At 69.1% G+C, this 26,887-nt stretch carries 20 protein-coding genes; 9 read left to right on the forward strand and 11 right to left on the reverse strand.

Annotation, left to right across the window (positions count from 1 at the left end):
* Window positions 1-2: 2 nt before the first annotated feature.
* From phaZ to FHW84_RS21650, 3 genes are all read right to left on the reverse strand, one after another.
* A complete protein-coding gene (gene phaZ, locus FHW84_RS21640) occupies window positions 3-1,256 on the reverse strand; it encodes a polyhydroxyalkanoate depolymerase (RefSeq protein ID WP_167258310.1) in 1,254 nt (417 codons plus the stop codon).
* A 191-nt stretch (window positions 1,257-1,447) separates the two neighbouring features.
* The gene (locus tag FHW84_RS21645; protein WP_167258312.1) at window positions 1,448-2,194 is read right to left on the reverse strand and encodes a class I SAM-dependent methyltransferase; all 747 of its coding nucleotides are present in this window, start codon (window positions 2,192-2,194) and stop codon (window positions 1,448-1,450) included.
* A 60-nt stretch (window positions 2,195-2,254) separates the two neighbouring features.
* Entirely contained in the window at window positions 2,255-2,761 is a 507-nt protein-coding gene (locus FHW84_RS21650) for an RDD family protein (RefSeq protein WP_243868243.1), read from the reverse strand.
* Between the two features lie 44 nt (window positions 2,762-2,805).
* Here FHW84_RS21650 and xerD point away from each other — a divergent pair, with 44 nt between their 5' ends.
* The 6 genes from xerD (at window position 2,806) to FHW84_RS21680 (ending at window position 11,315) form a co-directional block, all read left to right on the forward strand.
* Window positions 2,806-3,717 carry a site-specific tyrosine recombinase XerD gene (gene xerD / locus FHW84_RS21655; RefSeq protein ID WP_243868244.1) on the forward strand — a complete coding sequence of 304 codons (912 nt, stop codon included), beginning with the start codon at window positions 2,806-2,808 and terminating at the stop codon, window positions 3,715-3,717.
* 91 nt (window positions 3,718-3,808) lie between these two features.
* Window positions 3,809-4,591 (forward strand): DsbC family protein, encoded by a 783-nt coding sequence (locus FHW84_RS21660; protein ID WP_167258316.1) that lies wholly within the window; start codon window positions 3,809-3,811, stop codon window positions 4,589-4,591.
* Between the two features lie 232 nt (window positions 4,592-4,823).
* On the forward strand, window positions 4,824-8,684 hold the full coding sequence (purL, locus tag FHW84_RS21665; RefSeq protein WP_167258318.1) for a phosphoribosylformylglycinamidine synthase: 3,861 nt from the start codon (window positions 4,824-4,826) through the stop codon (window positions 8,682-8,684).
* A 34-nt stretch (window positions 8,685-8,718) separates the two neighbouring features.
* Window positions 8,719-9,450 carry a hypothetical protein gene (locus tag FHW84_RS21670; RefSeq protein ID WP_167258320.1) on the forward strand — a complete coding sequence of 244 codons (732 nt, stop codon included), beginning with the start codon at window positions 8,719-8,721 and terminating at the stop codon, window positions 9,448-9,450.
* 69 nt (window positions 9,451-9,519) lie between these two features.
* A complete protein-coding gene (locus FHW84_RS21675) occupies window positions 9,520-10,416 on the forward strand; it encodes a glycosyltransferase family 2 protein (RefSeq protein ID WP_167258322.1) in 897 nt (298 codons plus the stop codon).
* Entirely contained in the window at window positions 10,413-11,315 is a 903-nt protein-coding gene (locus FHW84_RS21680; protein ID WP_167258324.1) for a DMT family transporter, read from the forward strand. Before FHW84_RS21675 ends, FHW84_RS21680 begins: the two co-directional genes overlap by 4 nt.
* Window positions 11,316-11,353: 38 nt before the next feature.
* Here FHW84_RS21680 and FHW84_RS21685 read toward each other — a convergent pair whose 3' ends face one another.
* On the reverse strand, window positions 11,354-11,866 hold the full coding sequence (locus FHW84_RS21685; RefSeq protein ID WP_167258326.1) for a DUF2127 domain-containing protein: 513 nt from the start codon (window positions 11,864-11,866) through the stop codon (window positions 11,354-11,356).
* Between the two features lie 440 nt (window positions 11,867-12,306).
* On the opposite strand from FHW84_RS21685, the gene FHW84_RS21690 reads away from it, so the two are divergent.
* Entirely contained in the window at window positions 12,307-13,800 is a 1,494-nt protein-coding gene (locus FHW84_RS21690; protein WP_167258328.1) for a filamentous hemagglutinin N-terminal domain-containing protein, read from the forward strand.
* A gap of 77 nt (window positions 13,801-13,877) precedes the next feature.
* Here FHW84_RS21690 and FHW84_RS21695 read toward each other — a convergent pair whose 3' ends face one another.
* From FHW84_RS21695 to FHW84_RS21705, 3 genes are all read right to left on the reverse strand, one after another.
* Window positions 13,878-14,072, reverse strand: a complete 195-nt coding sequence (locus tag FHW84_RS21695; protein WP_167258330.1) for a YbdD/YjiX family protein — start codon at window positions 14,070-14,072, stop codon at window positions 13,878-13,880.
* A gap of 10 nt (window positions 14,073-14,082) precedes the next feature.
* On the reverse strand, window positions 14,083-16,158 hold the full coding sequence (locus FHW84_RS21700) for a carbon starvation CstA family protein (protein WP_167258332.1): 2,076 nt from the start codon (window positions 16,156-16,158) through the stop codon (window positions 14,083-14,085).
* 135 nt (window positions 16,159-16,293) lie between these two features.
* The gene (locus tag FHW84_RS21705; protein ID WP_167258334.1) at window positions 16,294-19,806 is read right to left on the reverse strand and encodes a hybrid sensor histidine kinase/response regulator; all 3,513 of its coding nucleotides are present in this window, start codon (window positions 19,804-19,806) and stop codon (window positions 16,294-16,296) included.
* A gap of 255 nt (window positions 19,807-20,061) precedes the next feature.
* Here FHW84_RS21705 and def point away from each other — a divergent pair, with 255 nt between their 5' ends.
* Entirely contained in the window at window positions 20,062-20,601 is a 540-nt protein-coding gene (gene def / locus FHW84_RS21710) for a peptide deformylase (protein ID WP_167258336.1), read from the forward strand.
* Between the two features lie 7 nt (window positions 20,602-20,608).
* Here the strand turns inward: def and FHW84_RS21715 are convergent, their stop codons facing one another.
* Window positions 20,609-22,000, reverse strand: a complete 1,392-nt coding sequence (locus FHW84_RS21715) for a HAMP domain-containing sensor histidine kinase (protein ID WP_167258338.1) — start codon at window positions 21,998-22,000, stop codon at window positions 20,609-20,611.
* A 329-nt stretch (window positions 22,001-22,329) separates the two neighbouring features.
* Between FHW84_RS21715 and FHW84_RS21720 the strand changes: the two genes are divergently transcribed.
* Window positions 22,330-22,854: a DUF3617 family protein gene (locus FHW84_RS21720; RefSeq protein WP_167258340.1), complete on the forward strand. Its 525-nt coding sequence runs from the start codon at window positions 22,330-22,332 to the stop codon at window positions 22,852-22,854.
* Between the two features lie 107 nt (window positions 22,855-22,961).
* Here FHW84_RS21720 and phnD read toward each other — a convergent pair whose 3' ends face one another.
* From phnD to FHW84_RS21735, 3 genes are all read right to left on the reverse strand, one after another.
* Window positions 22,962-23,957, reverse strand: coding sequence for a phosphate/phosphite/phosphonate ABC transporter substrate-binding protein (gene phnD, locus FHW84_RS21725; RefSeq protein ID WP_343203636.1), 996 nt, complete (start codon window positions 23,955-23,957; stop codon window positions 22,962-22,964).
* A gap of 187 nt (window positions 23,958-24,144) precedes the next feature.
* On the reverse strand, window positions 24,145-24,807 hold the full coding sequence (locus tag FHW84_RS21730; protein WP_167258344.1) for a response regulator transcription factor: 663 nt from the start codon (window positions 24,805-24,807) through the stop codon (window positions 24,145-24,147).
* A gap of 104 nt (window positions 24,808-24,911) precedes the next feature.
* Window positions 24,912-26,798, reverse strand: a complete 1,887-nt coding sequence (locus FHW84_RS21735; protein ID WP_243868245.1) for a hybrid sensor histidine kinase/response regulator — start codon at window positions 26,796-26,798, stop codon at window positions 24,912-24,914.
* Window positions 26,799-26,887: the final 89 nt, after the last annotated feature.

A 26,887-nucleotide genomic window follows, 5' to 3' on the forward strand; every position in this document is an offset into this window, starting at 1 on the left:
CCTCAGGCCGGCGGCTGGTCGAAGCGCTTGATGAAATCGCGCACCTGCGGATAGACCACTTCGCGCCAGCGGCGGCCGCTGAAGATGCCGTAATGGCCGGCGCCTTCGATCACCTTGTGCGCGCGCCGGTCGGTGGGGATCCCGCTGCACAGCGTATGCGCCGCCTGGGTCTGGCCAAGGCCGGAGATATCGTCCAGCTCGCCTTCCACGGTGAGCAGGGCGCTCTTGGTGATCGCGGCCGGCGTCACGCGCTCGCCGCGCACGTCCCATAGCCCGCGCGGCAGCAGGAACTGCTGGAACACGGTGTGGATGGTGTCGAGGTAATACTCGGCCGGCATGTCCAGCACGGCGTTGTACTCGTCGTAGAACTTGCGGTGCGCCTGGGCGTCGTCCAGGTCGCCGCGCAGCAGGTCGAGATAGAAATCCCAGTGCGAATTCAGATGGCGGCTGGGGTTCATCGCCACGAAGCCCGCATGCTGCAGGAAGCCCGGATACACCTCGCGGCCATGGCCGGGGTAGTTCGGCGGCACGGTGTGGATCAGGTTGCCCTTGAACCAGCTCAGCGGCTGCGTGGTGGCCAGGCTGTTGACGCCGGTGGGATTGCTGCGCGGCTCGATCGGGCCGCCCATCATGGTCAGGCTAAGCGGCGTGGTTTCGCCGCGCGCGGCCATCAGCGACACCGCGGCCAGCACCGGCACCGTCGGCTGGCACACCGAGATCACGTGCAGGCGATGCGCGCCGATATGGCGGATGAACTCCTGCACGTATTCGACGTAGTCATCCAGATGGAACGCGCCTTGCTCGGCCGGCACCATGCGCGCGTCGACCCAGTCGGTGATGTACACCTTGTGGTCGCGCAGCAGGGTGCGCACGGTGTCGCGCAGCAGGGTGGCGTGGTGGCCGGACAGCGGTGCGACGACCAGCACCGACGGCTCGTTCTTCAGGCGCTCGATGGTGTCCTGGTCGTCGCTGTAGCGCTTGAAGCGCTTGAGCTCGCAGAACGGCTTGGCCAGCACGGTGCGCTCGACGATGGCGATGTCCTGCCCGTGCGATTGCACCTGGTGGATATCGAACGCGGGCTTCTCGTATTCCTTGCCCAGCCGGTGCAGCAGTTCGTAGCCGGCGGCCATGCGCTGCGCGCCGGGCACCTGGGCGAACGGGCCCGAAGGATCGGTCAGCATCTTCGCGCTGGCATCGGCGTAGTGGCTGAGCGGGCCGAGGAAGGCGCGCTGCCATTCGTGAATCTGATAGAGCATGCGGGAAAGCCGGGCGGGCGGAAAAATCCGATTCTACCTGCTCCCGCGCTTCCGTGCTGCGATGCCGCAAGATTGTTATGCCAACGTAATCAGCGCCTTGCGTAGGTTGGGGTGAGCCGGCAGGCGAACCCCAACATCGCGACCTCCGGGAGCTCCGCATCGTTGGGGTTCGCCTGCCGGCTCACCCCAACCTACGGTTTGCGGCAGACGAGCAGGATTTCGTCCACGCCCGTGGTGTCGCCCAGCCCCGCGCGCCACTGCAGCGGCTTCTGCATGCGCACCGCGATCGGCATGAACACGCGGTTGTACCACCACATCGCGCGCTCCCTTTTATGCGTGAGATACCACTGGCCGATCTCGAGCAGGCGCGAGGATTTCGGCTGCATGCCGTAGACCGCGCTCTGCTCGATGCGGAAGCCGTGTTGCGCCAGGCGCGCATGGATGTCGTCCGGCTCGTAGCGGCGGCAATGGCCGACGAATTCGTCGAACGGCGTCCACGCCGCGGTATGCAGCGGCACCGACAGCAGCAAGGTGGCGCCGGGCGCGGCGACGCGGGCGAGTTCCTTCAGTGCGCCGATGTCGTCCGCCACGTGCTCCAGGATGTCGAACGCGCAGACCAGGTCGAACTGTGCATCGGCATAGGGCAGGGCGCCGATGGTGCCGTGCACCGCGCTGGCGCCGTGGCGGCGCAGCTTGCGCAGCGCCTCGGCGCTGAGGTCGACGAAGCAGGTGTCCTGCAGCGGCAGGCGCGGGCGCAGCCCCGGTGCAATCTCCAGCCGGCGCGTGGATGCGGCGGCCAGTTCGCGCACCAGCGGCCAGGTATTGAAGCGCTCCGGGGGCACCAGCCGGGCTTGCGCCCACAGGGGTTCGTAGAAGCCGCGGTTGGCGGCGGCCAGGTCGGCGTCGCTGCGCGGCGCAGGCGCGAAGTGGGTGGGCATCGGGCTAGTGTGGCGCGGGCCCGGCTGACAAGCGAGTGAATGCGGGCGTGAGTTCTTGCGTCAGCCGATGCGCACCACTTCGGTGCCGGCGATCACGTCGTGCAGCGCGCGCCGGCGCGCATTGGTCAGCGCCCAGGCGAAGTAAATGACCCAGGCAATAAGCACCGCCCACAGCGCCACCGACGTGCTGGATACGCGGGCCAGTTCCAGCAGCAGCAGCGGCGCGGCACCCGCCAGCAGACGGATCAGCGCCTGCGCGAAACGCACCCGTCCGCCATCCACGCGCACCAGCCGCAGGCGCCACGGCCGCATGCCCAGCGTCTGTCCGCCGCGCAGCCACGAGGCGATGAAATACGCCGACAGCACCAGCCCCTGCAGCGGCTGGTACCACCATGCCGTTTCCACGTGGCCGGCGGTGGCGATCAGCTGGCCGCCGGTGGCGCGCTGGCAGGCGTAGCCCACCATGGCAAGGATGGCGATTACCGCCCACAGGTCGTAGAACAGCGCCAGCAGCCGGCGCGGCAAGGTGGCGGGCATAAGCGAAGGATTCGGGATGCTCGGGTTCATTCGTCGGCTTGCGTCCGGCGCGCGCTATGCCCAGCATCTCGCGCATGTCAGAGAAAGCCGCAAGTATCGCCGAAGCCGACCAGCGCAGCATCGCCGCCTTCCTGGAGCGCGTGTGGTCGGAGGACGGCCTGTCCGACCGCACCCTCGATGCCTACCGCCGCGATCTCGAAGGCCTGGCCCGCTGGCTGGCCGGGCGGAACTTGAGCCTGAACCAGGCGCGGCGCCAGCATCTGTCCGAATACCACGGCGCGCAGCCGGTGGCGGTGCGCTCGATGGCACGGCGGCAGTCCTCGTTCCGCCGCTACTACGGCTTCGTGGCGCGCAACGAGCCGGGCTTCGAAGATCCCACCCTGCTGATCGAACGCCCGCGCACGCCGCGCAGCCTGCCCAAGGCCCTGGCGGAGCGCGAGATCGAAGGCCTGCTGCAGGCGCCGGACCTGGACACCACCCTGGGCCTGCGCGACCGCGCGATGCTGGAGCTGATGTACGCCTCGGGCCTGCGCGTGTCCGAACTGGTCGAGCTGCCGCTGGCCTCGCTCAATCTGCGCCAGGGCGTGCTGCGCGTCACCGGCAAGGGCGGCAAGGACCGCCTGGTGCCGGTGGGCGAGCTGGCGCTGGAGCGGATCGAGGCTTACCTCGCGGCGGCGCGCCCGGTGCTGGCCAAGGGGCGCCAGCCGGCGGCGCTGTTCCTGAGCAAGCGCGGCGAAGGCATGACGCGGCAGATGTTCTGGACCCTGGTCAAGCGCTATGCGCTGCGCGTGGGCATCGTGGCCAAGCGCATCTCGCCGCATGTGCTGCGGCATTCCTTCGCCACCCATCTGCTCAACCACGGCGCCGACCTGCGCGCGCTGCAGATGCTGCTGGGCCACAGCGCGCTCAGCACCACGCAGATCTACACGCTGGTGGCCAAGGAAGGACTCAAGCGGCTGCATGCGCAGCACCATCCGCGCGGTTGAGACAGGCCCGACGGAGCGTTTAGGCGGCCTGTGCGAGAATCCGGCCATCCCCCGATCATTCCGTGCCGAACGGAAGCCAGTGAGGTTTGCGATGCTCAAGAATGGATGGCTGGCCCTGTGCGCCAGCGTGGTTTGCGCGGTGGCGTTCGCCCAACCGGCGCGCGCCGCCGACGATGCGGCCAAGGCCGGTCCCGAGGACACCGTGCGCCAGGCGGTGCTGGGCCTCGCCAGCAAGGTGAAGATCGAATCGATCAGGCCGGCGCCGCTGCCGGGCTTCTACCAGGTGATCGCCTCCGGCCAGCTGGTCTATGTGAGCGCCGATGGCAAGTACATGCTCACCGGCAACCTGATCGACCTGTCCAGCAAGAAGGATATGAGCGACCTGGTCTGGGCCGACTTCCGCAAGGCGCAGCTGGACAAGCTGCCGGTGTCCGACCGCATCGTGTTCGGCCCGGCCAAGCCGCGCTACAAGGTCACCGTGTTCACCGACGTCAACTGCGGCTACTGCCGCGCGCTGCATCAGCACGTGGACGACTTCACCAAGGCCGGCATTGCCCTGGAATACGTGGCCTGGCCGCGCGAAGGCGTGACCAGCACCGCGGGCAACCCCACCCCGACCTATACCGAAATGGTCTCGGTATGGTGCGCGGCGGACCGCAAGGCCGCCTTCAGCGCCGCCAAGGAGGGCAAGCAGCCCAAGTCGGCCACCTGCGCCAACCCGGTGAAGGACGAGTTCGACCTGGGCGTGCGCTTAGGCGTCACCGGCACCCCGACCATCGTGGCCGAGGACGGCACCGTGCTCGGCGGCTACATGACCCCCGATCAGCTGATCGAAGCCCTGCAGAAGCGCGGTATCAAGCCGATCGGGGGCTGAGTCTCCGCGGCGTAGAGCCCCTCTCCCGCCGGGAGAGGGGTTGGGGTGAGGGTACGGGCGGAGCGTAACGCTGCGCTCCGCCCGTACCCTCATCCGGCTGCCGCCACCTTCTCCCGGAGGGAGAAGGGAGGCACTCCAGGAGGCTGAGGGGATGCCTGTCCACCCTCCCCGATGTTGTCCTGCAGCATGGAGTAGAATGGACGGCTTCTCCGCATAGCTCCCGTTCCCCGCCATGATCGCTCTCGACGGGCAGGCCGCCCTTTCCCCGTTCCGCCTCGAACGCCTCAATGCCCGCCTGGATGCCCTGCATCGCGGCGCCCGCGTGCAGGCTTCCTGGTTCGTCTACTTCATCGACGCCGACGCCGCCCCGGAAGGCGAGGCGCGCCAGCGCCTGCTGGAAGTGCTGGAGGCGAAGGAAAGCGCCACCGAGAACGCCTCGCTGTGGGTGGTGCCCCGCCTGGGCACGATCTCGCCCTGGTCGAGCAAGGCCACCGACATCCTCCACGGCGCCGGTTTCGCGGTGCGCCGGGTGGAGCGCGGCGTGGCCTATCAGATCGCCGGCCTGCCCGAGCCGGGCGCGCCCGAATACGACGCGATGATGGCGGTGCTGTGCGACGCCATGACGCAGTCGGTGCTCCACCGCATCGGCGAGGCCAAGGGCCTGTTCCTGGCCGGCAAGCCCGGCGACCTGGTGCACATCCCGCTGGGCGGCGACCCGCGCGCGGCCCTGGCCAAGGCCAATGCCGAACTGGGCCTGGCGCTGGCCGAGGACGAGATCGACTACCTGGCCGAGCGCTACGCCGAGCTGGGCCGCGATCCCACCGACGCCGAACTCTTCATGTTCGCCCAGGCCAATTCCGAGCACTGCCGCCACAAGGTGTTCAACGCCAGCTGGACGCTGGACGGCCAGCCGCAGGACAAGAGCCTGTTCGGCATGATCAAGAACACCCACCAGCACTCGCCCGCCTACACGCTGTCCGCCTACAAGGACAACGCCGCGGTGATCGAGGGCAGCGACGGCAAGCGCTTCTTCAGCGGCGCCGACGGCGTGTGGCGCCGCAGCGGCGAGCGCATCGACTACGCGATCAAGGTGGAAACGCATAACCATCCCACCGCGATCGCACCCTGGCCGGGCGCGGCCACCGGCGCCGGCGGCGAGATCCGCGACGAAGGCGCCACCGGCCGCGGCGCCAAGCCGAAGGCGGGGCTCAGCGGCTTCTCGGTGTCCGACCTGCGCATTCCCGGCCATCCGCAGCCGTGGGAAGTGGAGCGCCCGCTGCCGCCGCGCATGGCCAGCGCGTTCGAGATCATGCGCGACGGCCCGCTCGGCGCCGCCGCGTTCAACAACGAATTCGGCCGCCCCTGCCTGGGCGGCTATTTCCGCACCTACGAGCACGAGACCGGCGAAGCCGGCGTGCGCCGCGGCTACGACAAGCCGATCATGATCGCCGGCGGCCTGGCCAATATCCGCTCCGGCCACGTGCAGAAGCTGGAGATCCAGCCCGGCCACAAGGTGATCGTGCTGGGCGGCCCGGCCATGCTGATCGGCCTGGGCGGCGGCGCCGCCTCGTCGGTGGCTTCCGGCACCTCCAGCGCGGAGCTGGATTTCGCCTCCGTGCAGCGCGACAACGCCGAGATGGAGCGCCGCTGCCAGCAGGTGATCGACAGCTGCTGGTCGCTGGGCGAGAACAACCCCATCGTGAGCATCCACGACGTCGGCGCGGGCGGTCTCTCCAACGCCATTCCCGAACTGCTCAACGATGCGGGCGTGGGCGGCGTGATCGATCTCTCGAAGGTGCCGTGCGACGACCCGTCGCTGTCGCCGATGCAGGTGTGGAGCAACGAATCGCAGGAGCGCTACGTGCTCGGCATCGCCGCCGAGCGCCTGGCCGAGTTCGAAGCGTTCTGCGTGCGCGAGCGCTGCCCCTACGCGGTGGTCGGCGACGCCACCGAAGAGCGCCGCCTGCTGGTCACCGACCCGCGCCGCGAGCTCACCGTTATCGACCTGCCGATGGACGTCCTGTTCGGCAAGGCGCCGCGCATGCACCGCGACGCCAGGCGCGTGAAGCCGCGCATCGACGTGGTGCCGGATCTGTCCGGCATCAGCATGGACGAGGCCCTGCGCCGCGTGCTGCGCCTGCCCACCGTGGGCAGCAAGAGCTTCCTGGTCACCATCGGCGACCGCACCGTGGGCGGCTTGAATCATCGCGATCCGATGGTCGGCCCCTGGCAGGTGCCGGTGGCCGATTGCGCCGTGACCATCGCCGATTTCGACGGCTACGCCGGCGAAGCCATGGCCATGGCCGAGCGCGCGCCGGTAGCGCTGCTGAGCAGCGCGGACGCCGCGCGCCTGGCGGTGGGCGAGGCCATCACCAACCTGGCCGCCGCGCCGATCCGTTCGCTGGGCGAAGTGCGCCTGTCGGCGAACTGGATGGCCGCGGTGAACCACCCCGGCGAAGACGCGGCCCTGTTCGATGCGGTCAAAGCCGTGGGCATGGAACTGTGCCCGGAGCTGGACATCTCCATCCCGGTGGGCAAGGACTCGCTGTCCATGCAGACGGTGTGGACCGACGGCGACCAGCCGCAGCGCACGATCGCGCCGGTGTCGCTGGTGGTCACGGGTTTTGCGCGCGTGCACGACGTGCGCCGCACGCTCACCCCGCAGTTGCGCCTGGACCGCGGCGATTCCGACCTGTGGCTGCTGGACCTCGGCGGCGGCCGCGACCGCCTCGGCGGTTCCGCGCTGACCCAGGTGTTCAACCGCGGCGGCGGCGTGCCGCCGGACCTGGACGACGCCGGGCATCTGAAGGGCCTGTTCGACCTGGTGCAGGAAGCCAATGCGGCCGGCCTGCTGCTGGCTTATCACGACCGTTCCGATGGCGGCGCCATCGTCACCCTGCTGGAAATGGCCTTCGCCGGCCATTGCGGCCTGGAAATCCAGCTCGAAGGCTGGGCCGAGGCCGCGCTGCGCGCGCTGTTCAATGAGGAACTGGGCGCCGTGGTGCAGGTGGCGCAGGCCAACCGCGAAGCGTTCGAGGCGCTGCTGGTCAAGCACGGCCTGGCCGGCATGAGCTATCGCATCGGCCATCCGAAGGAAAAGCTCGGCATCAAGCTGTTCCACGGCGGCGAGAAGCAGTTCGCCTGGAAGTGGACCGAGCTGTTCGCCGCGTGGAACGAAACCAGCCACCACATGCAGCGCCTGCGCGACAACCCGCTCAGCGCCGACGCGGAACTGGAATGGCGCCTGGACGATGCCGACCCGGGCATCAGCCCCAAGCTCAGCTTCGACCCGTCCGAGGACGTGGCCGCGCCGCTGATCGCCAAGGGCGCGCGTCCGCGCGTGGCGATCCTGCGCGAGCAGGGCGTCAACGGCCAGGTGGAAATGGCCGCGGCATTCGACCGCGCCGGCTTCGAGGCGGTGGACGTGCACATGTCCGACCTGGCCAGCGGCCGCATCAGGCTGGCGGATTTCCGCGGTTTCGCGGCCTGCGGCGGTTTCTCGTACGGCGACGTGCTGGGCGCCGGCCGCGGCTGGGCCACCTCGATCATGTACAACGAAATGCTGCGCGCGGAATTCACCGCGTTCTTCGCCGACACCAGCAAGTTCGCGCTGGGCGTGTGCAACGGCTGCCAGATGCTGTCGCAGCTGAAGGAGATCATCCCGGGCGCGCAGCATTGGCCGAAGTTTTTGCGCAATGCGTCCGAGCAGTACGAAGGCCGCGTCGCCACGCTGGAAGTGCTCGATTCGCCCAGCATCTTCTTCAAGGGCATGGCCGGTTCGCGCATCCCGGTGGCGGTGGCGCACGGCGAAGGCCGCGTGAGCTTCCCGCAGGTGTGCAGCCCGTCGAAGTCCGGCGGCGCGGTGCGCTTCGTCGACAACCGCGGCCGTCCGACCGAGCACTACCCGCTTAACCCGAACGGCTCGCCGGGTGGCCTGGCCGGCTTCACCGCGGCCGACGGCCGCGTGACGATCATGATGCCGCACCCCGAGCGCGTGTTCCGCAGCGCGCAGATGAGCTGGCATCCGGATCACTGGGGCGAGGACTCGCCGTGGATGCGCATGTTCCGCAACGCCAGGGTGTGGTGCGGCTGACAGCCCGCCATAAGCTTGCGACCGGGCGCGCCGCATGAATGCGCCCGGCCAGCGTTTCGCGCGCTGGCTGCTGCTGGCCGGATGGGCGGTACTGCTGGCGCTGCTGCCGTGGTGGCTGGGATGGGCGTTGCTGGTCGTGCTTGCCGCGGGTGCGGTGATCTATGCGCGCCGCTCCCATCCTCGAGGTGAACTCTGCCGCAGCGGCCTGAAGTGGGGCCTGCCGGGCATGCTGTTCGCCGTGCAGCGTGCGCTCGGCGGCGACCTCATTGCCTGGGGCGCGGCCTTGCTCGGCGCCCTGGTCGGCTACTCGCTGGTGGCATTGCTGGAATCGCTGCTGCTGCATCGCGTGCGGCGCACGTCGGCGCCGATGCCGGAGTGGAGCGAGCTGGCGATGGCGCCGGTGGGGCCGCCGGCGCGCATCATCGAGCTGGCGCCGGTGCAATGGCGCGATGCGGCCGACGTGCCCGAGCTGCACTACGAAGCCACCGGCCAGGACGAAGGCAACTATCGCCTCGCCGATGGGCACACACTGCGGCGCCTGGGTCCGCGCTGCAGCTTCAGTCCGCAGGGCCGCTGGTTCGCGGCGAACCCGGCCGGCGGCAGCGGCGAGCTGCTGTTCGAGTTCGCACGCGGCAGGCAGCACCGCCTGCGCGGCTGGGAACTGTGCGGCTGGGACCAGGACGATGCTCCGTGGCTGGCGCGCCATGCCGACGGCGTGCCGGTGCCGCTGCACGAAGCGCTGGGCCAGGACGCGCCGCGCGATTGATGCTCCCTCCACCGGGATGTCGCGCCGCGGCTATGCCGTTCGCCGGCCGCTCCCCCATACTTGGCGATCATGAATTCAGCCTTCGAAACCACACCCCTCGTCAGCGTGATCGTGGTTGCCGCCGATAGCGGCCCCACGCTGCGCGAATGTGTAGGACGCGTGATGGCATGCGAGGTGCCGCTGGAATTGATCCTGGTGGACAACGGGTCGTCCGATGGCATTCCGCAGGCGATCGAGCGCGCGATGCAGCACGAGTGGCGGCTGCGTCCGCTCTACAACCACGCCAATCTCGGTTTCGGTCCCGCGGTGAATCGCGGCGCCGCGCAGGCGCGGGCCAAGTTGCTGCTGATCCTCAACCCGGACTGCATGCTCGACGACGCCAGCCTGCGGCGCCTGCTGGAACTGCAGCAGGCGCATCCGAAGGCGGGCGTGATCGGCGCGGTGGTGTGCGACGAGCAAGGCCGGCCGGATCGCGCTTCGTATCGCCGCGATCCTTATCTCGGCCGCGCGCTGCGTACCTTCATGGGGCAGGGCGAGGGCGTGAACATCGGCGGCGAGATGCCCGCCGAACCCGTGCAGGTGGAAGCGGTGTCGGGTGCGCTGATGCTGATGCCGCGCGTGGCATTCGAGAACCTCCGCGGTTTCGACGAGGAATACTTTCTGCACTGCGAAGACCTGGATCTGTGCCGCCGCGCGCGCGATGCCGGCTATCAGGTGTGGCTGGCGGGCGACGTGCGCGTGCTGCACGGAAAGGGCGGCTCCAGCCGGCACCGGCCGGTATTCGTCAGCTGGCACAAGCATCGCGGCATGTGGCGCTGGTTCCGCAAGTTCGATCCGGCGGCGCGCAACCCGGCCGTGTCCGCCGTGGTGTGGCTGGGCCTGTGGGCGCATTTCCTGCTGAAGATACCCGGCCAGTGGCTGCGCCTGCTGCGCCGCCGCCCGGCGCCCGCGGCGAGCGACGCATGAGCGCTGCGCAGGCGCGCGTCGCCACGCTGGCGACGCTGGGGCTGGTCGCGGTCACCACCATCTGGGGTTCCACGTTTTTCCTGATCAAGGATCTGGTCGGGCGCATGGCGCCGGCGGATTTCCTGGCGGTGCGCTTCCTGATCGCGGCGGTGTCGATGCTGCTCCTGTTCCATCGCTCGCTTTTGCGGCTGGGCAGGCGCGAATGGCTGCAGGGCGCGGCGCTCGGCGTGGTGTACGGCATTGCGCAGCAGCTGCAGACCACCGGGCTGGAACACACCTCCGCCAGCATCAGCGGCTTCGCCACCGGCATGTATGTGGTGTTTACGCCGCTGCTCGGCACGGTGCTGCTGCGGCAGCGTCTGCCGTCGATCACCTGGATTGCCGTGCTGCTCGCTGTCGGCGGCCTGGCCTTGCTGGCGCTGCGCGGTTTCAGCCTTGGCTATGGCGTGTGGATCACGCTGGTGTCGGCTTTGCTGTACGGCCTGCATATCGTGGGGCTGGGCGTGTGGTCGCGGCCGGGGCATGCGTTCGCGCTGTCGACGTTGCAGATGCTGGTGATCGCCGCCGTGTGCCTGCTGGCTACGCTGCCGCATGGCCCTTCCTTGCCGCCGGATGCGAAGGCATGGGTGGCGGTGGTGTACATGGCCTTGGCCGCCGGCGCCGGCGCGATGCTGGTGCAGACCTGGGCGCAGGCGCATATCAGCGCGACGCGGGCAGCGATCGTGATGACGACGGAGCCGGTATTTGCTGCCGGGTTTGCCGTGGCGTTCGGCGGGGAAGGGCTGACGTGGCGGATGCTGGCCGGCGGCGCCTTGATCCTCGGAGCGATGTATCTGGTGGAGCTCGCGCCGCGGCGCTCGAATGCTTTGCCTGCCGAGGCCGCGCACCACGAAGTGTAGGTTGGGGTGAGCCGCAGGCGAACCCCAACGATGCGACGTTACGAAGCGCTCTTCTTCGGCCGCGGCTGCATCGCAATCCGCACCAGATAAACCACGATCGCGATATTCCCCAGCAGCACCACCAGCTTCAGCCAGCTGAAGTGCGCAATCGTCTCGTAGAACTCCACCGGCACCAGCGAACCGGTGGCGATCACCGTGAACCACTCCGCCCAGTGCTTGCGCAGCCACAGCCCGGTGCCCTCGGTGGCGAAGATCGCCGCATAGGCGAGCGCCACGATCCCCACCGCCACGAACTTGCTCGGCCCCTGCTCCATCAGCAGATTCACCAGCTGCCAGCGCAGATGGTTGCTGTCCGTGAGCGACAGGTGCTCCAGCCAGTGCACCAGGTGATCGAAGCTCTCCTGCCGGTTGAGCCTGAAGGCGGCGATCGCGACCAGGATCAAGCCGACGGTCTTGAATGCCTTGTAGATGGCGATGATGCGCAGGCCGAGACTGTGCTGCGCCTCGATTTCCGAGCTGGGCCGGGTGAGATGGCGGTCTGAGTGGGTCATGGTGGCCGGGGACTTGGCGATGTCCCTATTGTCCCTGGAGCCACCTGAGCCGGGAATAGCCCAGGCGTAAGTTGCCAGCGGAGAGCCGCGGTTGTGCCGGCTTCGATGGCGCCTGCGAGCTATTGGAAAAATCCAGGCGCCCAGGCATCGGCACCCCTGCAATATCCCGCGCTTCCCCCAAAGCGCATCAGGGATCGCATCACGTGCCTACGCTCAGCAGTCATAGCGGCACCGCATCCATGCAGGCGGATACAGCCCGCCATCGTGTCCCTTTCCGGCCTCCATTCCACGCAGGCAACACCCCCGCGCAACCAGCGCAGTCCGGGTAATTCCGCGCCCCAAATGTCCTTCCTACGGCTGGCCTTCAAGGCCGCCGTCGCGTTTCCGTGATCCATGGATGGCTCGCGGCCCCAGGGGGTATTCAAAATGAGGCAATTCGCATGTCGAAATCCAATAACCATGTCCTGCGCCGCCGCGAGCTGTATGTGGCGGCCGCGCTGATCCTTCCGGCCAGCGCGTTTGCGGCGATCACGCCGGTGGCGGGCGGGGCGAACGTGCTGCCGGGCAATACGCCGGTGGTGAATATCGTTGCGCCCAACGCGGCGGGTGTATCGCACAACCGCTTCGAAGCGTTCGGTGTCAATGCGTCGGGCGTGGTGCTCAATAACAGCGTCAAGGCGGTGAAGTCGCAGCTCGCCGGCCAGATCGACGGCAATGCGAACTTCACCGGCCGCGCGGCCCAGGTGATCATCACCGAGGTTACCGGGAGGACCGCCACCGCGCTGAACGGCGCCATGGAAATCGCCGGCCAGCGCGCCACCCTGGTGGTGGCCAATCCGAACGGCATCAGCGCCGACGGCGCCAGCTTCATCAACGCCTCGCGCGTCACGCTGACCACCGGCACGCCGCAGCTGGATCGCTATGGCCGGCTGAATGCGCTGGAGGTGAATCAGGGCGTGATCAGCGTGACGGGCAAGGGGGTCGATGCGACCGGCGCCCAGCGCGCCGACTTGCTTGCACGCAGCGTGGAACTCAATGCCAAGCTGCAGGCCAGGCAGCTGAGCGTGGTCACCGGCGCGAACAAGATCGGCTATGCCAGCGGGCGCATTTCCGCGGCTGACGCCGCCGGTACGGCGCCGACGGTGGCGCTGGACGTGGCCGAGCTGGGCAGCATGTATGCCGATGCGATCCAGATGGTCGGCACCGAGCAGGGCGTGGGCGTGAACATCGCCGGCAAGATCGAAGCGGCGACTGGTTCGCTGAGCCTGGCCAATGCCGGTTCGGTGGATATTGCCGAATCGGCGACGCTGAAGACGCAGCGCTATGCGGACCTCAGCGCCGGTTTGAACGGCTGGGGTTATCCGATCGCCGACGATGCCGGCGTGAACGTGGCGGGCAAGGTCGACGCCGGTTCGCTCACGGTGAACAGCTCCGGCGCGCTGAAGGTGGCCAAGTCCGCCACGCTGACCGCGAAGAACGACGTCTATCTGCGTGCCGGCGATCGCTACGGCTATGCGGCCGACAGCGGCATCGACATGGCGGGCAAGGTGCAGGCCACCTCCGGCTCGGTGTCGGCCAGCGCGTCCGGTGCGATGAAGATCGCCGATGGCGGCAGCGTGCAGGCGCAGCGGGATCTGTATCTGTCGGCATCGAATATGGACAACGCCGGCGCGATGACTACGGTCAAGGGCAATATCTACGCGCGCGGCCCGGGCTTCTGGTCCAGCCACTCGAGCAAGTTCGCCAACACCGGCTCGATCTCCGCCGGCGGCCGGGCCTACGTCACGGGCTTCGACGACAAAACAGTGAACGGAACCATCCATACCGCCAAGGGCGACTTCCTTCTGGACGAATACGGCCATCAGCTGAAGTCGGGCACCGAGGATCACACGGGCTCGGACTTCAAGGCGAAGTGGGGCAGCTGGATGTGGTGAGCTGACATCCCGTCAGCGGTTTGAAAAAAAACGGCCGGGGCGCAACCCCGGCCGTTCTGTTTTTCACGGAAGGCCATTCAGCAGCAGCGCCCGCCCGTTCCTTTGTATCGCGCGACTTGCCGCTCGCGGAAAAACTCCGCATACGTAGGCACCGCACGCTCGGGATGATGTTCGCGCAGATGCCGCACATACACGTCGTAATCCGGAACACCGCAGCACAGCCGGGCGGTCTGCACCGCCCATTTCCGGAATGCCTGGAAGCTGGCTTTCATGGCATGGCCCTCAGCGGGTGGGAACGCCGTCCAGCGCCACGTACGGTTCCTCGTGCGCGGTGGGATGGTTGATGCGCCAGGCTTTCATGATGGCGTTGATGGCGAAGCCGGCCATGCTTACCACCAGCAGCATGAAGATGCCGGTAAGCGCGGCGTCCACGTAGTTGTTGGTGACGATGCGCTGCATTTCTTCAGCGGTCTTGGCCGGTGCCAGAAGCTTGCCGTCGGCGGCGGCCTGGGCGTATTTCTGCGCGGCGGCGGTGAAGCTGATCGAGCCGGACAGCTTGTAGTAGCCGGCCGTCAGCGTGCACACCACCAGCCAGATCGCCGGAATGCCCGGCACCCACACGTAGCGTTCGCGCTTGAGCTTCACCGTCACCACCGTGGCCAGCATCAGCGCCACCGCCGCGAGCATCTGGTTGGCGATGCCGAACAGCGGCCACAAGGTGTTGATGCCGCCCAGCGGATCGACCGCGCCCTGATACAGGAAATAACCCCACAGGCCGACGCAGATCGCGGTGGCGATGAGGTTGCCCAGCCACGATTCGGTGTGCTTCAGCGGCTCGTGCACGAGGCCGGCGATCTCCTGGATCATGAAGCGGCCCACGCGCGTGCCGGCGTCCACGGTGGTGAGGATGAACAGCGCTTCGAACAGAATCGCGTAGTGGTACCAGAACGCCATCATGCCTTCGCCCGGGATGATCCCGTGCAGCAGCTGGGCCATGCCTACCGCCAGCGTCGGCGCACCGCCGGCGCGGCTCAGGATGCTGCTCTCGCCGATGTTCTTGGCCGTGTTCAAGAGTTCATCCGGCGAGACCACGAAGCCCCACTGGCTGATGGTGGTGGCGGCCTGCTGCGCGGTGGTGCCGATCAGCGCGCCGGGCGAGTTCATCGCGAAGTACACGCCCGGATGCAGCGAGGCGGCGGCGATCAAGGCCATGATGGCGACGAAGGCCTCCATCAGCATGCCGCCGTAGCCGACCATGCGCGCCTCGCCTTCATTGCTGAGCAGCTTGGGCGTAGTGCCGGAGGCAATGATCGAGTGCCAGCCCGAGACGGCGCCGCAGGCGATGGTGATGAACAGGAACGGGAACAGGTTGCCCTGGAACACCGGGCCGCTGCCGTCGACGAACTTGGTCAGCGCAGGCATCTGCAAGGTCGGCGCGGCCAGGAAGATCGCCAGCGCAAGCAGCGCGATGGTGCCGATCTTGAGGAAGGTGCTGAGGTAATCGCGCGGCGCCAGCAGCAGCCACACCGGCAGCACCGAGGCGCAGAAGCCGTAGGCGATCAGCAGCCAGGCCAGCGCCTTGGCGTCGAAGTCGAACGCGGCGGCCCAGGCCGGCGAAGCGGCGATGAAAGCGCCGGACCAGATCGCCAGCAACAGCAGGATCAGGCCGATGATCGACACTTCGAGAATCCGGCCCGGCCGGATATAGCGCAGATACACGCCCATCAGCAGCGCGATCGGAATGGTGCAGGCCACCGTCCAGGTGCCCCAGGGGCTGTGCGTCAGCGCCTTGACCACCACCAGCGCCAGCACCGCCAGCACGATCATCATCAGCACCAGCACGCCGAACATGGCGACGATGCCGGCCACCGGCCCCAGTTCGTCGCGCAGCATGTTGCCTAGCGAGCGGCCGTCGCGGCGTACCGATAAACCGAGAATCATGAAGTCCTGTACCGCGCCGGCGAACACCACGCCGAACAGGATCCACAAGGTGCCGGGCAGATAACCCATCTGCGCCGCCAGCACGGGGCCGACCAGCGGGCCGGCGCCGGCGATCGCGGCGAAATGGTGGCCGAACACCACCCACTTGTCGGTGGGCACGTAGTCGAGCCCGTCGTTGCGCAGCACGGCCGGGGTGGCGCGGCTGGGGTCCATGCGCAGCACGTAGGCGTTGATGAACTTGCTGTAGAAGCGGTAGCCGATCACGAACACGGCGATCGAGGCGGCGACCAGCCAGATCGCATTGATCGGTTCGCCGCGGCGCAGGGCCACGACGCCTAGACACCACGCGCCGACGATGGCGATGGCGGCCCAGAGGATCTTGCCCGCTGGGCTGGGTTTGCTGACGGCGGTATGCATGAACGGACTCCCACGGATGCTCATCCGCAAGGGTCCGCTCCGCGCCGACAGGGGTCAATGCCGGCGCGCGGCCGCCGGCATTAGCCATTGGTCGAATGGTCGCGCGCGCCGCGCCATGCGGCGCTGCCGCAAAGTTCAGCCTGCCGATTCGGCCGGCGTCCTGACCAGCACCGCCGCCAGTGCCTGGGCCAGCTGCTCGCCATGCAGCGGCTTGCGCAGGAAGCCGTCCATGCCGGCGGCGTAGGCGCGGCTTTCCTCGTCGCCGCCGGAGCGCGCGGTGATGGCGATCATCGGCAGGCGGCCGTCCTGTTCGCGCGAGCGCACCAGGCCGGCCCACTGGAAGCCGTCGAGGCCGGGCAGGTCCAGGTCGACCAGGGCGGCGTCGAAGCGCTGGCGCTCCAGCGCTTCCATCGCGTGCAATGCGTTTGGCACGTGCTCCACCGCGTGGCCCTGCGCTTCGAGCAGGCCGGCGATCACCGCGGCCACGGTCGGGTCGTCCTCCAGCAACAGCAGCTGCCAGCGCGGGCCTTCGCCGCCGCGTACCGCGCTTTCCACCGGCGAGGCCGCGGCCGGCAGCGGCAGGTGCACGCGGAAGCTGCTGCCCTTGCCGGGCGCGGAATCCAGTTCGATGCGCCCGCCCATCAGGCCGGCCAGCTCGCGGCAGATCGCCAGGCCCAGGCCGCTGCCGGAACCGCGCTGCGGGCTGTCCAGCTGCTGGTAGTGCTGGAACAGCTTGGCCTGGTCGGCGGCGGCGATGCCGGGGCCGGTGTCGCTCACCACTAAGACGAGGCCGTCGCCGTCGGTGTTCAAGCTCAGCCGCACTTCGCCGCGCTCGGTGAACTTCAAGGCATTGCCGCTGAGGTTGAGCAGGATCTGCCGCACGCGCACCGCATCGCCGGATACATGCGGCGGCACGTCCGCGCCCACGTGCACGCGCAAGGCGAGCCCCTTGCTCACTGCCTTGCCGCGCTGCAGGTCCGCCACGTCGAGCAGCAAGGCGTAGGGATCGAACGGTGCGGGATGGAGCTGCAGCCGCCCGGCTTCGATGCGCGCCAGATCCAGCGCGTCGTTGACCAGGGTAAGCAGCACCTCGCCGGAGTTGCGGATGGTCTGCGCGTAGTGCCGCTCCGTCGTGCCGAGCGGGCGGCTCAGCAGCAGTTCCGCCATGCCCAGCACGCCGGTCATCGGCGTGCGGATCTCGTGGCCCAGCTCGGCCAGGAACTGCGTCTTGGCGCGGCTGGCGGCCTGGGCCAGCTGGTGTTCCTGGGTGATCAGCTCCAGCCGGTGGCGCTGCGTTTGGCGCCGGCGCATGGCGGCGAGCAGGGCGGCGAACAGCAGGGCCAGCAGCAGCGCATAGGCCAGCCAGGCCCACCAGCGCAGCCACGGTGGACTGTCGGCATGGATCGCCAGCGCCGGCGTTTCGCCCCAGGCGCCGTCGGGGCCGGCCGCCTGCACGTGCAGCACGTAGTCGCCGCCGGGCAGCTGGGTGAAGCTGCGGTCGCCGCGCGCGCCGGTCTCCACCCAGTCGCTGTCCAGGCCATCCAGGCGGAAGCGGTAGCGCGTGCGTTCCGGTGCAAGGTAGGTGAGCGCGCGCGCGTTGACGGTGAGATCGCGGTCGCTCCAGTCCAGCTGCCACGGCTGCGCATCCGCGGCCAGGCGCATCGTCTTGCCGCCGCGGCGCACGGTGCCGTCCTCCAGCCGCACGCGCGGCTCGCGCGAGTGCTCGCCGATGGACTCCGGCACGAAGATCGCGATGCCGTCGCTGGTCGCCGCGGCCACGCGTCCGTCGGCCAGCAGCACCTGGTTGACGTTGGTGAACTGGGCATCCGGCAGGCCTTGTTCCAACCCTGGCTCGCGCACGTTGCCGCTGGCCGGGTCGTAGCGCCACAGGCCGCTGCGCGAGAAGAACCACAGCCGGCCCAGGCCATCGGCGTGGATGCCGAGCAGGTCGTTGAGCGGATGCCGGCGATAGATCGGGTAACTGCCGGCCGGCGCGGCGCGCAGGCCATCCAGCCGGTAGGCGCTGAGGTTCTGCTCGTCCACCAGCCACAGCTTGCCGTCGCGCAGCGCGAGGAAATTGAACGGCGTCGCCGGCACGCCTTCGATCGCACTGGCCTGCGTATCGCCCGGCGCCCAGCGCAGCACGCCGGAGCTGGTGGCGAACCACAGCGCGCCGTCGTACAGGCGCATGTCGCTCAGCGTGAGGTCCTTGGCGTGCGGGCCGAAGCTGAGCGGCCGCGCCTTGAACGTGTCCGGGTCGTAGGCCTGGACGCCGTCGTCCATCTGCAGATACGCCGTGCCGTCGGCGCCGAACACGATGCGCTCGGCCATCGGTGCATCCAGCTCGGTGGCTTTGTCGCCGTCGACCACGAAGCTGCCGCTGGCCGAGGCGATCCACAGCCGGCCGCGCGCGTCTTCGGCGATGCAGTTGGCGCTGCGTCCTTGCGGGATATGGAAGGCCAGATGGCGCACCTTGCCGGTGGCCAGGTCCAGGCGGTCGATCGCGCCCTTGGCGCCGGCCAGCCACAGATGGTCGCCGCCGTTGCCGGCGATGGCGTAGTAGGCGCCGGGCACGATGCTGTCCGGGTTTTCCGGCACGTGCGTGACGTACTGGAAGTCGGCCCAGCGCGGCGACAGATAGGCCAGCCCGTCGTAGCTGCCGATCCACAGGCCGCCTTCGTGGTCGCGCAGCAGCTGGGTGATGAAGCCATTCGGCAGGCCGTGGCGCTGCAGCGGGCGCGGTTCGAGATGGCGGTAGCTGCCGTCGGCTTCGCGCAGATAGATGCCGTCGTGGGTGCCGATCCACAGCCGGTGCTGCGCGTCGGCGGCCAGCGCGTAGATCAGCGTCTGCGGCAGCACGTCCGGCGCCACCGGCACCGCGCTGGACGCAGCCGGCGCCAGCGCGTACAGGCCGCGGTTGCCGGCGATGTACAGCGTGCCGTCGATGCGGGCGAGCTGGTAGATCTTCAGCGGCTTGTCGCGCGACGCATCGTCGGGGCGTTCGAACGCGACGTGGCTGAGGCGGCCGTCCGGCGCGCGGCGGTCCAGGCCCTTGCCGGTGCCGATCCACAGCGTGCCGTCCGCGTCGGCCAGCAGCGAGTACACGGTGTCCGAAGCAAGAGTGGCGGGATCGTCAGGGTCGTGGCGGAAATGATCGAAGCCGCGCCCGTCGGCGCGCATGCGGTCCAGGCCGACGTCGAAATGGCCGACCCACAGCGGCCCCTGCGGCGGCTGCGCCAGCGCGGTGACGTCGTTGCTGCCGGCCGAGGCGGGGTCGGCCGGATCGTGCCGCCAGTGCTCGAAGTTCTCGTGCGCCGCGTCGTAGCGCACCAGGCCATCGCGGCTGCCGCCCCACAGCTGTCCCTGCGTGTCCACCATCAAGGTGGCCAGCGGCGCGGCGGACAGCGAGCGCGGATCGCGCGGGTCGTGCCGCCAGACGCGGAAGCGGTTGCCGTCGTAGCGCGCCAGCCCCGATTCGGTGGCTACCCACACATAGCCGCGGCCGTCCTGGGCCAGCGCGTCGATATTGCTGCTGGGCAGGCCTTCGGCCATGCCGTAGTTGCGGAAGCTCGGTGCGACCCAGGCCGGTGGCGGCGCGCCGGTTGCGGCGGCGGCCAGCAGCGTCTGCAGGATCAAAGCGGAAAACAACGGTCGGTCTCCTCGCCGGCCTGGCGGCGCTGCGCCGGAGCGGGTGGTGAATGGGCATTCGATGGCATGGCCCCGGATGCGCCCCGGCGCATCCTGCGCCAGCTTGCCCGGCCGATGATGCCGCATCGGCTGCGGGCGTGCCGTTTTCGCGTTCACACCGCTTGCACGCCGCACTAAGCTGGCGGCTCCGCCGCGCCTTGCAAAGCGAGCGCGCGGCCCTCAGTCAAAAAGCATCGTCGACGCATCGAGGCCAGCATGATCCGCGAGATTCTGAAGATGGGCGACCCGCGCCTGCTGCGCGTGGCGCCACCGGTGCCGGACGCGATGATCGGCAGCGCCGAGCTGGATGTACTCATCCAGGACATGTTCGACACCATGCACGATGCCGGCGGCGTCGGCCTGGCCGCGCCGCAGATCGGCGTGGACCTGCAGCTGGTGATCTTCGGCTTCGACCGTTCCGAGCGTTATCCGGACGCACCCGCGGTGCCGCGCACCATCCTGCTCAATCCGGTGATCCTGCCGCTGTCGCAGGACATGGAAGAAGGCTGGGAAGGCTGCCTGTCGGTGCCCGGCCTGCGCGGCGCGGTCAACCGCTACACCATGATCCGCTACCAGGGCATCGACCCGAAGGGCGAGAAGATCGACCGCGACGCGCAGGGCTTCCATGCGCGCGTGGTGCAGCACGAATGCGATCACCTGATCGGCCGGCTGTATCCCTCGCGCATCACCGATTTCGGCAAGTTCGGCTTTACCGAAGTGCTGTTCCCGGGCATGGACCCGGGCGCGGACGACTGAAGCGCGTTCAGCCCGCGCGCTGCCACGCGCTCCACGGCCGCCCGCGTGGGGCGCGCCGTTCCGCCAGCGGCGCTTCCGGCAAGTCGAACCAGAACGTGCTGCCGCGCCCCGGCGCGGAGCGCAGGCCGATGTGCGTGCCGAGCAGGCGCGCCAGGCGGTCGCCGATGGTCAGGCCCAGCCCGTAGCCGTCGCGGCGCGGGTTCTCCGTATCGGGCAGCTGCACGAATTCCTCGAAGATCTGCTGCTGGTGGTTCTCGGCAATGCCGGGTCCGTTGTCGCGCACCTCGATGCGCACGGCGTGGTTGCGCCGGCGCGCGGCGATCAGTACGCGGCCCATCGGCGCATTGGCGATGGCGTTGCTGGCCAGCTGCAGCAGCAGGCCGGCGGCCAGTTCCGCGTCGCCATGGAGACGGTGGTGGCTGCCGTGCCAGGTCAGGGTGACGCCGCGGCGGGCGGCTTCCTCGGCCAGCCAGGTGCGGTCGTGCAGGAACAGTTCCGCCGCGCTGAATTCGGCCGGGCGCACCACCACCACGCCGGCATCCAGGCGCGAGATTTCCAGCAGGCCTTCCAGCAGGCGCGTCATCGAGGCCACGCTGGTGCGCATGTGCGTGAGCAGGGCCTGCTGGTCCTGGTCGGGGCCGGGGTTGAAGTTGGCGGCGAACAGCTGCAGCGCCTGCAGCGGCTGGCGCAGGTGATGGTTGACCAAGGCAATGAAGCGCGACTTGCCGCGCGCGGCGGCATGGCGCTGGCGCATCACGTCCTGGCGCGCCGAGCGCCAGGCGCGCGGCCAGCCGTCCGCCAGGGACAGTTCCAGCGCGCGTTCCAGTTCGCCGAATTCGCGGGTGGAGGCCGTCACCGCCAGCGGCGGCAGGCGGTCTTCCTCCAGCGCGCGGCGCAGTTCGGCCAGCGGCCGCAGCACGTGGCGGCGCAGCGACCAGCGCGCCAGCCAGGCCAGCAGCAGGATGCCGCAGGCGCACAGCGCGCCGAGCAGCCAGGTGACGGCCTGGGCGCGGCGCACGGGGCCGAGCTCGGCCTGCGCGGTCAGCAAGGGGCGGTTGCCGGCGGTGCCGGCCAGCTCGCGACGGTAGTTGCCGGCGTCCTGTTCGGGCAGGGCGCTGCCGCTGTTCCATGCCGGGCCGTCCGGATAGCTCAGGGCCACCTGGCGCAGCAGGCCGTCGCGGCGGGCCTCGTCCAGGATGCCCTGCGGCGCGGCCAGCGCCTGATCCACCGCCAGCGCGCCGGCCAGCTGTTCCACGCGCAGGGCGGCGCGCGCATCCGCCCGTTCGCCTTGCATGCCGGCTACCTGCGAGGTGAGCACGGCGACCAGCACCAGGGAGGCGAGGGTGGCGGGCAGTACCGCATCCAGGAGCAGCCGGCGCAGAAGGGATTCGCTGGCCATCGGCTCAGCCTCCGCCGGCGGGGCGCCGGCCGGGCTGGCCGCCAAGCAGGACTGGAGCAGGGCACTGCGGCAGGGGCACGGCTGGAGTCGTGGACATGAACGGTCGCGGCAGCGGTTGATGGCGGGGCGCGGCGGGCGCCTTGGTGCCGGTCCATGGCATGCGGCCACTCTAGGCGAGCCCGTACGGCCATTCGATACGCTGTTCGAACTAGCTTCTCGGCGTATGGACCGAAGATGTGACGAAGCCGTGCATGACGCGGCCATGTTTTGCGGCTACCGTGCCCGGCCAGGGGCCCGCCGGGCCCGTCCTCGAGGCTCTGGAGATCGCCATGTCGACCCGTTTCCGTCCGCTGTTCGCGCTGTCCCTGCTGTGTCTGGCCGCTTCCGCGGCCGCCGTCGAACTCCCGGCCAACCTGCCCAAGCGCAAGGCCGGCCTGTGGGAGATGCAGATGGGCACGGCCGGCGGCCAGTCGCAGACCATGAAGGTGTGCCTGGACGAAGCCACCGACAAGGCGATGTACCAGATGGGCGCGCAGATGAGCGGCTCGATGTGCAGCAAGTTCTCGCTTGCCGTGAAGGACGGCGCCGTGGTCGCCGACGGCGTGTGCAGCCTGCCCGGCCCGCAGGGCAACGTCACCATGACCAGCCACAGCGAAACCCGCTTCCAGGGCAACAGCTCCTACAGCACCACCGGCCACGTGAAGTACGACCCGGCCGTGATGGGCCACAGCGAGGCCGACGTCAGCAGCAGCGGCAAGTGGGTCGGCGCCTGCGCCGCGGGCCAGAAGCCGGGCGACATGATTCTGCCGAACGGGCAGAAGGTGAATATCAACGACATGGCGGCGGCCAAGTAGGTTGGGGTGAGCCGCAGGCGAACCCCAACAGGAGCTTGGGGTTCGCCTCACCGGACATCATCGCCATCACCTGCGTAGGTTGGGGTTCGCCTGCGGCTCACCCCAACCTACGGCGACGAAATCGCCAATCGCTTCACCAGCGCCCGGTGGTCGTCATCCAGCTTCTTCAGCCGCGCATCCAGCGCCGCGCTGTTCACCCACTGCGCACCCAGCGCGCGCCGGCGCTCCAGCGTGTAGGCGATGTCCGCGAACGGCACCAGGGTGTCGTTGCCAGCGGGGGCGAAGCCGCTGATGTCGTGGATCAGCTTCAGCCTGGCCAGCTCCGCCGCGCCGTTCTTGCCCTTGGCATAGCCGGTGAAGAACGCGGCGATGCGCTGGCGCAGCTCCGGCGGCAGGTCGGTGCGCATGATCACCACCGCGTGCGGGATCAGGCTGGACTTCCACAGGATGCGCAGCCGCGCGTACTGCTCGGGGAAGCGCTGGGCGAAGCGCTCCAGGTCGGCGGTGTTGTTGGTGGCGAGGTCCGCCTCGCGGTTGGCCACGGCCAGCGCGTTGTTCTGGTGGTTGTCCACCGCGACGCTGGCGAAGAAGGTGTCCGAATCCAGCCCGCGGCCGGCGAACAGCTGGGTCTCCGGCACCACATAGCCGGACACTGACAGCGCCTCGCCGCGCGCGTAACGCCAGTGCCCGGGCTGGCGGAAGATGTCGTCCACGCCGCGGATCGGCGAGTTCTTCTCCACCAGCAGCACCGAGTAATAGCCGCGCGAACCGTCGCCGCGGGTGAGCTGGGCGAACACGCGCATGCGGTCGCGCGCCACCGCGTCCAGGGCCAGCTTGCCCGAGACGAAGGCCAGGTCGATGCGGTCCTCGGCCAAGGCTTGCGCCAGGCCTTCGTAGGTGCTGACCGACAGCGGCCGCACATGGCGGTGCAGGCTGTGCTCCATGTCGTCCAGCATCGGCCGCCAGGCTTCCAGCGACTCGGACGGCCCGCCGATGGGCAGGATGCCGAAGATGAGCGGGCGTTCCTCCGGCGCCGGCGCGGCGGCGGCGAAGCCGCTCAGCAGGCCGGCGAGCAGCGCCAGTGCGCGCGCAAAAAAGCGCACCTTGGCCGGTAGCGACCGGCCATGCCGTAAGCCTGCGGACCGTCCCTCGCGCAACGCTTTTCTCCCCCGGCGGTCGGCGAAACGGGTCGCCGTGTCGGGGCGGCTCCTCCACCCCGGATGGGGCCGAAGCATACGCCATGGGCGGCGCGCCGGAAGCGGAGCGCCGCACGCCGGCCGCACGGAAGATTCAAAGCCCGCTGATGCGCCGCGAGGCCACCACCGCCTCGACGCGGTTGCGCACGTTGAGCGCGCGGAAGATCGCCGCCAGGTGGATCTTCACCGTGCCCTCGCTGATGCCCAGGTCGCGCGCGATCAGCTTGTTCGGCTTGCCCTGCGAGAGCAGGCGCAGCACGTCGATCTGGCGCTCGGTGAGCAGCTTGCGCAGCCGCTCCTCCAGCGAGTCGATGCCGTTGGACGCGCCGGGCGGCGGCGGTACGGCGACGTGCCGTTCGTCCAGCATCATCGGCGGCACGTAGGTGCCGCCGGACAGCACCAGGCGCACGGCCGACAGCATCACCTCGGGCGAATACGCCTTCGGGATGAAGCCGCGCGCGCCGGCGGAAAGCAGTTCCTTCATCAGCGCAGGGTCTTCCGAGCCGGACAGCACGATCACCGGCAGCCCCGGCAAGGCGCGAATGGTCTCCAGTAGATGCGCCGTGCCGTGCGCGCCGGGCATGGCCAGGTCGATCAGGGCCAGGCGCAAGGTACGCGCGTCTTCGCTGCGGATCAGGTCGCGCAATTCGTCCACATCCTGCGCTACCGCGAAATCCGTCTCCGGCCCTAGCTCGGCGAGCTTGAGCTTGACTCCTTCGACGATCAGCCGATGGTCGTCCGCGATCAATATCCGCATGTCGCTCCCCATGGCGCCGGCATCCTCCCGTCCCTCGCGGCGCGCGCCAGCAACATAGTGCCAGTGCTTACCCGTCGCAACCGCGTTCTGATTCGCCATATGGCCTAGACGCTAGGTGATAGGGGCGTGAACCCCCCGGTGGAGATCGGCATGCCCCGGCCGGTCACGCGCAAGGTCACCATCGCCTCGCGCAGCTGCTCGGGCGAGACCGGCTTGTACAGCACCGGAATCCGCGCGGCCATGATGGCGCGCAGGCGGTCGCTGCGCGTCTCGCCGGTGATCAGCAGGCGCGGGAACGGTTCGAAGCCCAGCTCGGCATAGCGGCGATCCAGTTCGGCCAGCACGTCCAGGCCGCTCTCGTTGTCGCGCAGGCGCAGGTCGGACATCACCAGGTCCGGCGGCGTCACCCAGGTTTCCATTGCCTCCAGCGCCTGCACGCGGTCCTCGGCCACCGCCACGTCGCAACCCCAGCTGCGCAGCAGATAGCGGATGCCGGAAAGGATCGCCGGCTCGTCGTCGATCACCAGCACGCGCATGCCGGAAACGTCCAGCGCCGCCTCGTCCACCTCCATGCGGGTGGGGTGCTGCGGCGGCACTTCCGGCAGGTGGAAGCTGAAGACGCTGCCGCGCGCCGGCGTGGATTTCAGCAGCACGCGCGTGTCGAGCAGTTCGGCCAGGCGCTGCACGGTGGCCAGGCCCAGCCCCAGCCCGCGGCGCGGGCCCGAATCGTGTTCGCCGCTGCCGTGGTGGTCGACGCGGTAGAACTCGTCGAACACGCGCGCCTGGTGTTCCGGCTCGATGCCGCTGCCGGTGTCCCACACGTCGACGCGCACGGTGCCGTCCTGGCGGCGGCGCGCCACCACCAGCACGCCGCCTTCGTGCGTATAGCGCAGCGCATTGCTCACCAGGTTGTTGAGGATGCGCGCCAGCATGGTGCGGTCGCTGCGCACCCACAGGTGCGTGGTGCGCATCACCAGGCGCAGGCCGTGCTGCTCGGCGATCATGCGGAAGTTGCGGCTGACTTCTTCGAACACGTGGTCGAGCGGGAACTCGCTGATCTCGATCTGCATCGCGCCGGTTTCCAGGCGCGACAGGTCCAGCAGCTCGCTGAAGAGATGGTCCAGTGCTTCCACGCATTCCTGGATGTGCGCGATGCGGTCCAGGCGCACCGGGTCGCGTTCGTCCACCGACAGCGAAGACGAGAACAAGGTCAGCGCGTACAGCGGCTGGCGCAGGTCGTGCGAGGCGGCGGCGAGGAAGCGCGCCTTGGCCACGCTGGCGGCTTCCAGCGCGGCGTTCTTGCGCGCCAGTTCCACCGTGGCGTGTTCGATTTCCTGCTCCATGCCGCGCTGCACGTCGAACAGCGCGGCGGCGGCGCTGTTGAAGCCGCGCTGCAGTTCGCCGATTTCGTTTTCGTCGGTGACTTCCACTTCCACGCGGCGGTCGCCGCGCCCCAGCTTGTGCACCGCGCCGGCCAGGCGGCGCAGCGGGGCGCTGATCCAGCGCGCGGCCTGCCAGCCGATCACGCCGGCGATGAACAGCGCCAGCGCCAGCGCGATCAGCGCATTGCGCAGGCTGGCGCGCTGGGCGGCGATCGCCTCGCCCAGGCTCAGGTCGATCAGCACCGAGCCGAGCGCGGGCTGCAGCGGCTGGTCGCCGTCCTTGACGTCGCGCACCACGGTCAGCACGTCGCGCGAGCGCGGCGCGGCGTCGCCATGGCTGTCGGCCAGGATCTCGCCGTCGGCGGCGCGGATCTGCACGTGCACCACGTGCGGCAGGTTGCCGACCGATTCGGCGATGCGCTTGAGATCGCGCCGCTGCATGTTGCGGATCGCATCGGCGGATACCGAGGCGGCCTGCGTGGCGATGGCGTCGGCGGTGCTCTGCGCCATGCCGCGCAGCGTGTTGAGCTGGTAGCGCGTGAGCATCACCACCAGCAAGGCGGCGGTGACCAGGGTGGGGACCAGGGCGATGAAGGCGAGGCGCTGCATCAGCGACGTGCGCCGCCACAAGCGTACCGTCCAGTTCGCCCCCGCGACGACCATTTGGCCATTCCCCATGCGGCGCGCGGCGCCGGCGC

It is taken from the genome of Dyella sp. SG562, from assembly GCF_011759495.1.
GTDB lineage: Bacteria > Pseudomonadota > Gammaproteobacteria > Xanthomonadales > Rhodanobacteraceae > Dyella_D > Dyella_D marensis.

Coding starts and splice junctions, on each gene's coding strand:
- phaZ (WP_167258310.1), bottom strand. CDS start 1,256: ATGCTCTATCAGATTCACGAATGGCAGCGCGCCTTCCTCGGCCCGCTC.
- FHW84_RS21645 (WP_167258312.1), bottom strand. CDS start 2,194: ATGCCCACCCACTTCGCGCCTGCGCCGCGCAGCGACGCCGACCTGGCC.
- FHW84_RS21650 (WP_243868243.1), bottom strand. CDS start 2,761: ATGAACCCGAGCATCCCGAATCCTTCGCTTATGCCCGCCACCTTGCCG.
- xerD (WP_243868244.1), top strand. CDS start 2,806: ATGTCAGAGAAAGCCGCAAGTATCGCCGAAGCCGACCAGCGCAGCATC.
- FHW84_RS21660 (WP_167258316.1), top strand. CDS start 3,809: ATGCTCAAGAATGGATGGCTGGCCCTGTGCGCCAGCGTGGTTTGCGCG.
- purL (WP_167258318.1), top strand. CDS start 4,824: ATGATCGCTCTCGACGGGCAGGCCGCCCTTTCCCCGTTCCGCCTCGAA.
- FHW84_RS21670 (WP_167258320.1), top strand. CDS start 8,719: ATGAATGCGCCCGGCCAGCGTTTCGCGCGCTGGCTGCTGCTGGCCGGA.
- FHW84_RS21675 (WP_167258322.1), top strand. CDS start 9,520: ATGAATTCAGCCTTCGAAACCACACCCCTCGTCAGCGTGATCGTGGTT.
- FHW84_RS21680 (WP_167258324.1), top strand. CDS start 10,413: ATGAGCGCTGCGCAGGCGCGCGTCGCCACGCTGGCGACGCTGGGGCTG.
- FHW84_RS21685 (WP_167258326.1), bottom strand. CDS start 11,866: ATGACCCACTCAGACCGCCATCTCACCCGGCCCAGCTCGGAAATCGAG.
- FHW84_RS21690 (WP_167258328.1), top strand. CDS start 12,307: ATGTCGAAATCCAATAACCATGTCCTGCGCCGCCGCGAGCTGTATGTG.
- FHW84_RS21695 (WP_167258330.1), bottom strand. CDS start 14,072: ATGAAAGCCAGCTTCCAGGCATTCCGGAAATGGGCGGTGCAGACCGCC.
- FHW84_RS21700 (WP_167258332.1), bottom strand. CDS start 16,158: ATGCATACCGCCGTCAGCAAACCCAGCCCAGCGGGCAAGATCCTCTGG.
- def (WP_167258336.1), top strand. CDS start 20,062: ATGATCCGCGAGATTCTGAAGATGGGCGACCCGCGCCTGCTGCGCGTG.
- FHW84_RS21715 (WP_167258338.1), bottom strand. CDS start 22,000: ATGGCCAGCGAATCCCTTCTGCGCCGGCTGCTCCTGGATGCGGTACTG.
- FHW84_RS21720 (WP_167258340.1), top strand. CDS start 22,330: ATGTCGACCCGTTTCCGTCCGCTGTTCGCGCTGTCCCTGCTGTGTCTG.
- FHW84_RS21730 (WP_167258344.1), bottom strand. CDS start 24,807: ATGCGGATATTGATCGCGGACGACCATCGGCTGATCGTCGAAGGAGTC.
- FHW84_RS21735 (WP_243868245.1), bottom strand. CDS start 26,798: ATGCAGCGCCTCGCCTTCATCGCCCTGGTCCCCACCCTGGTCACCGCC.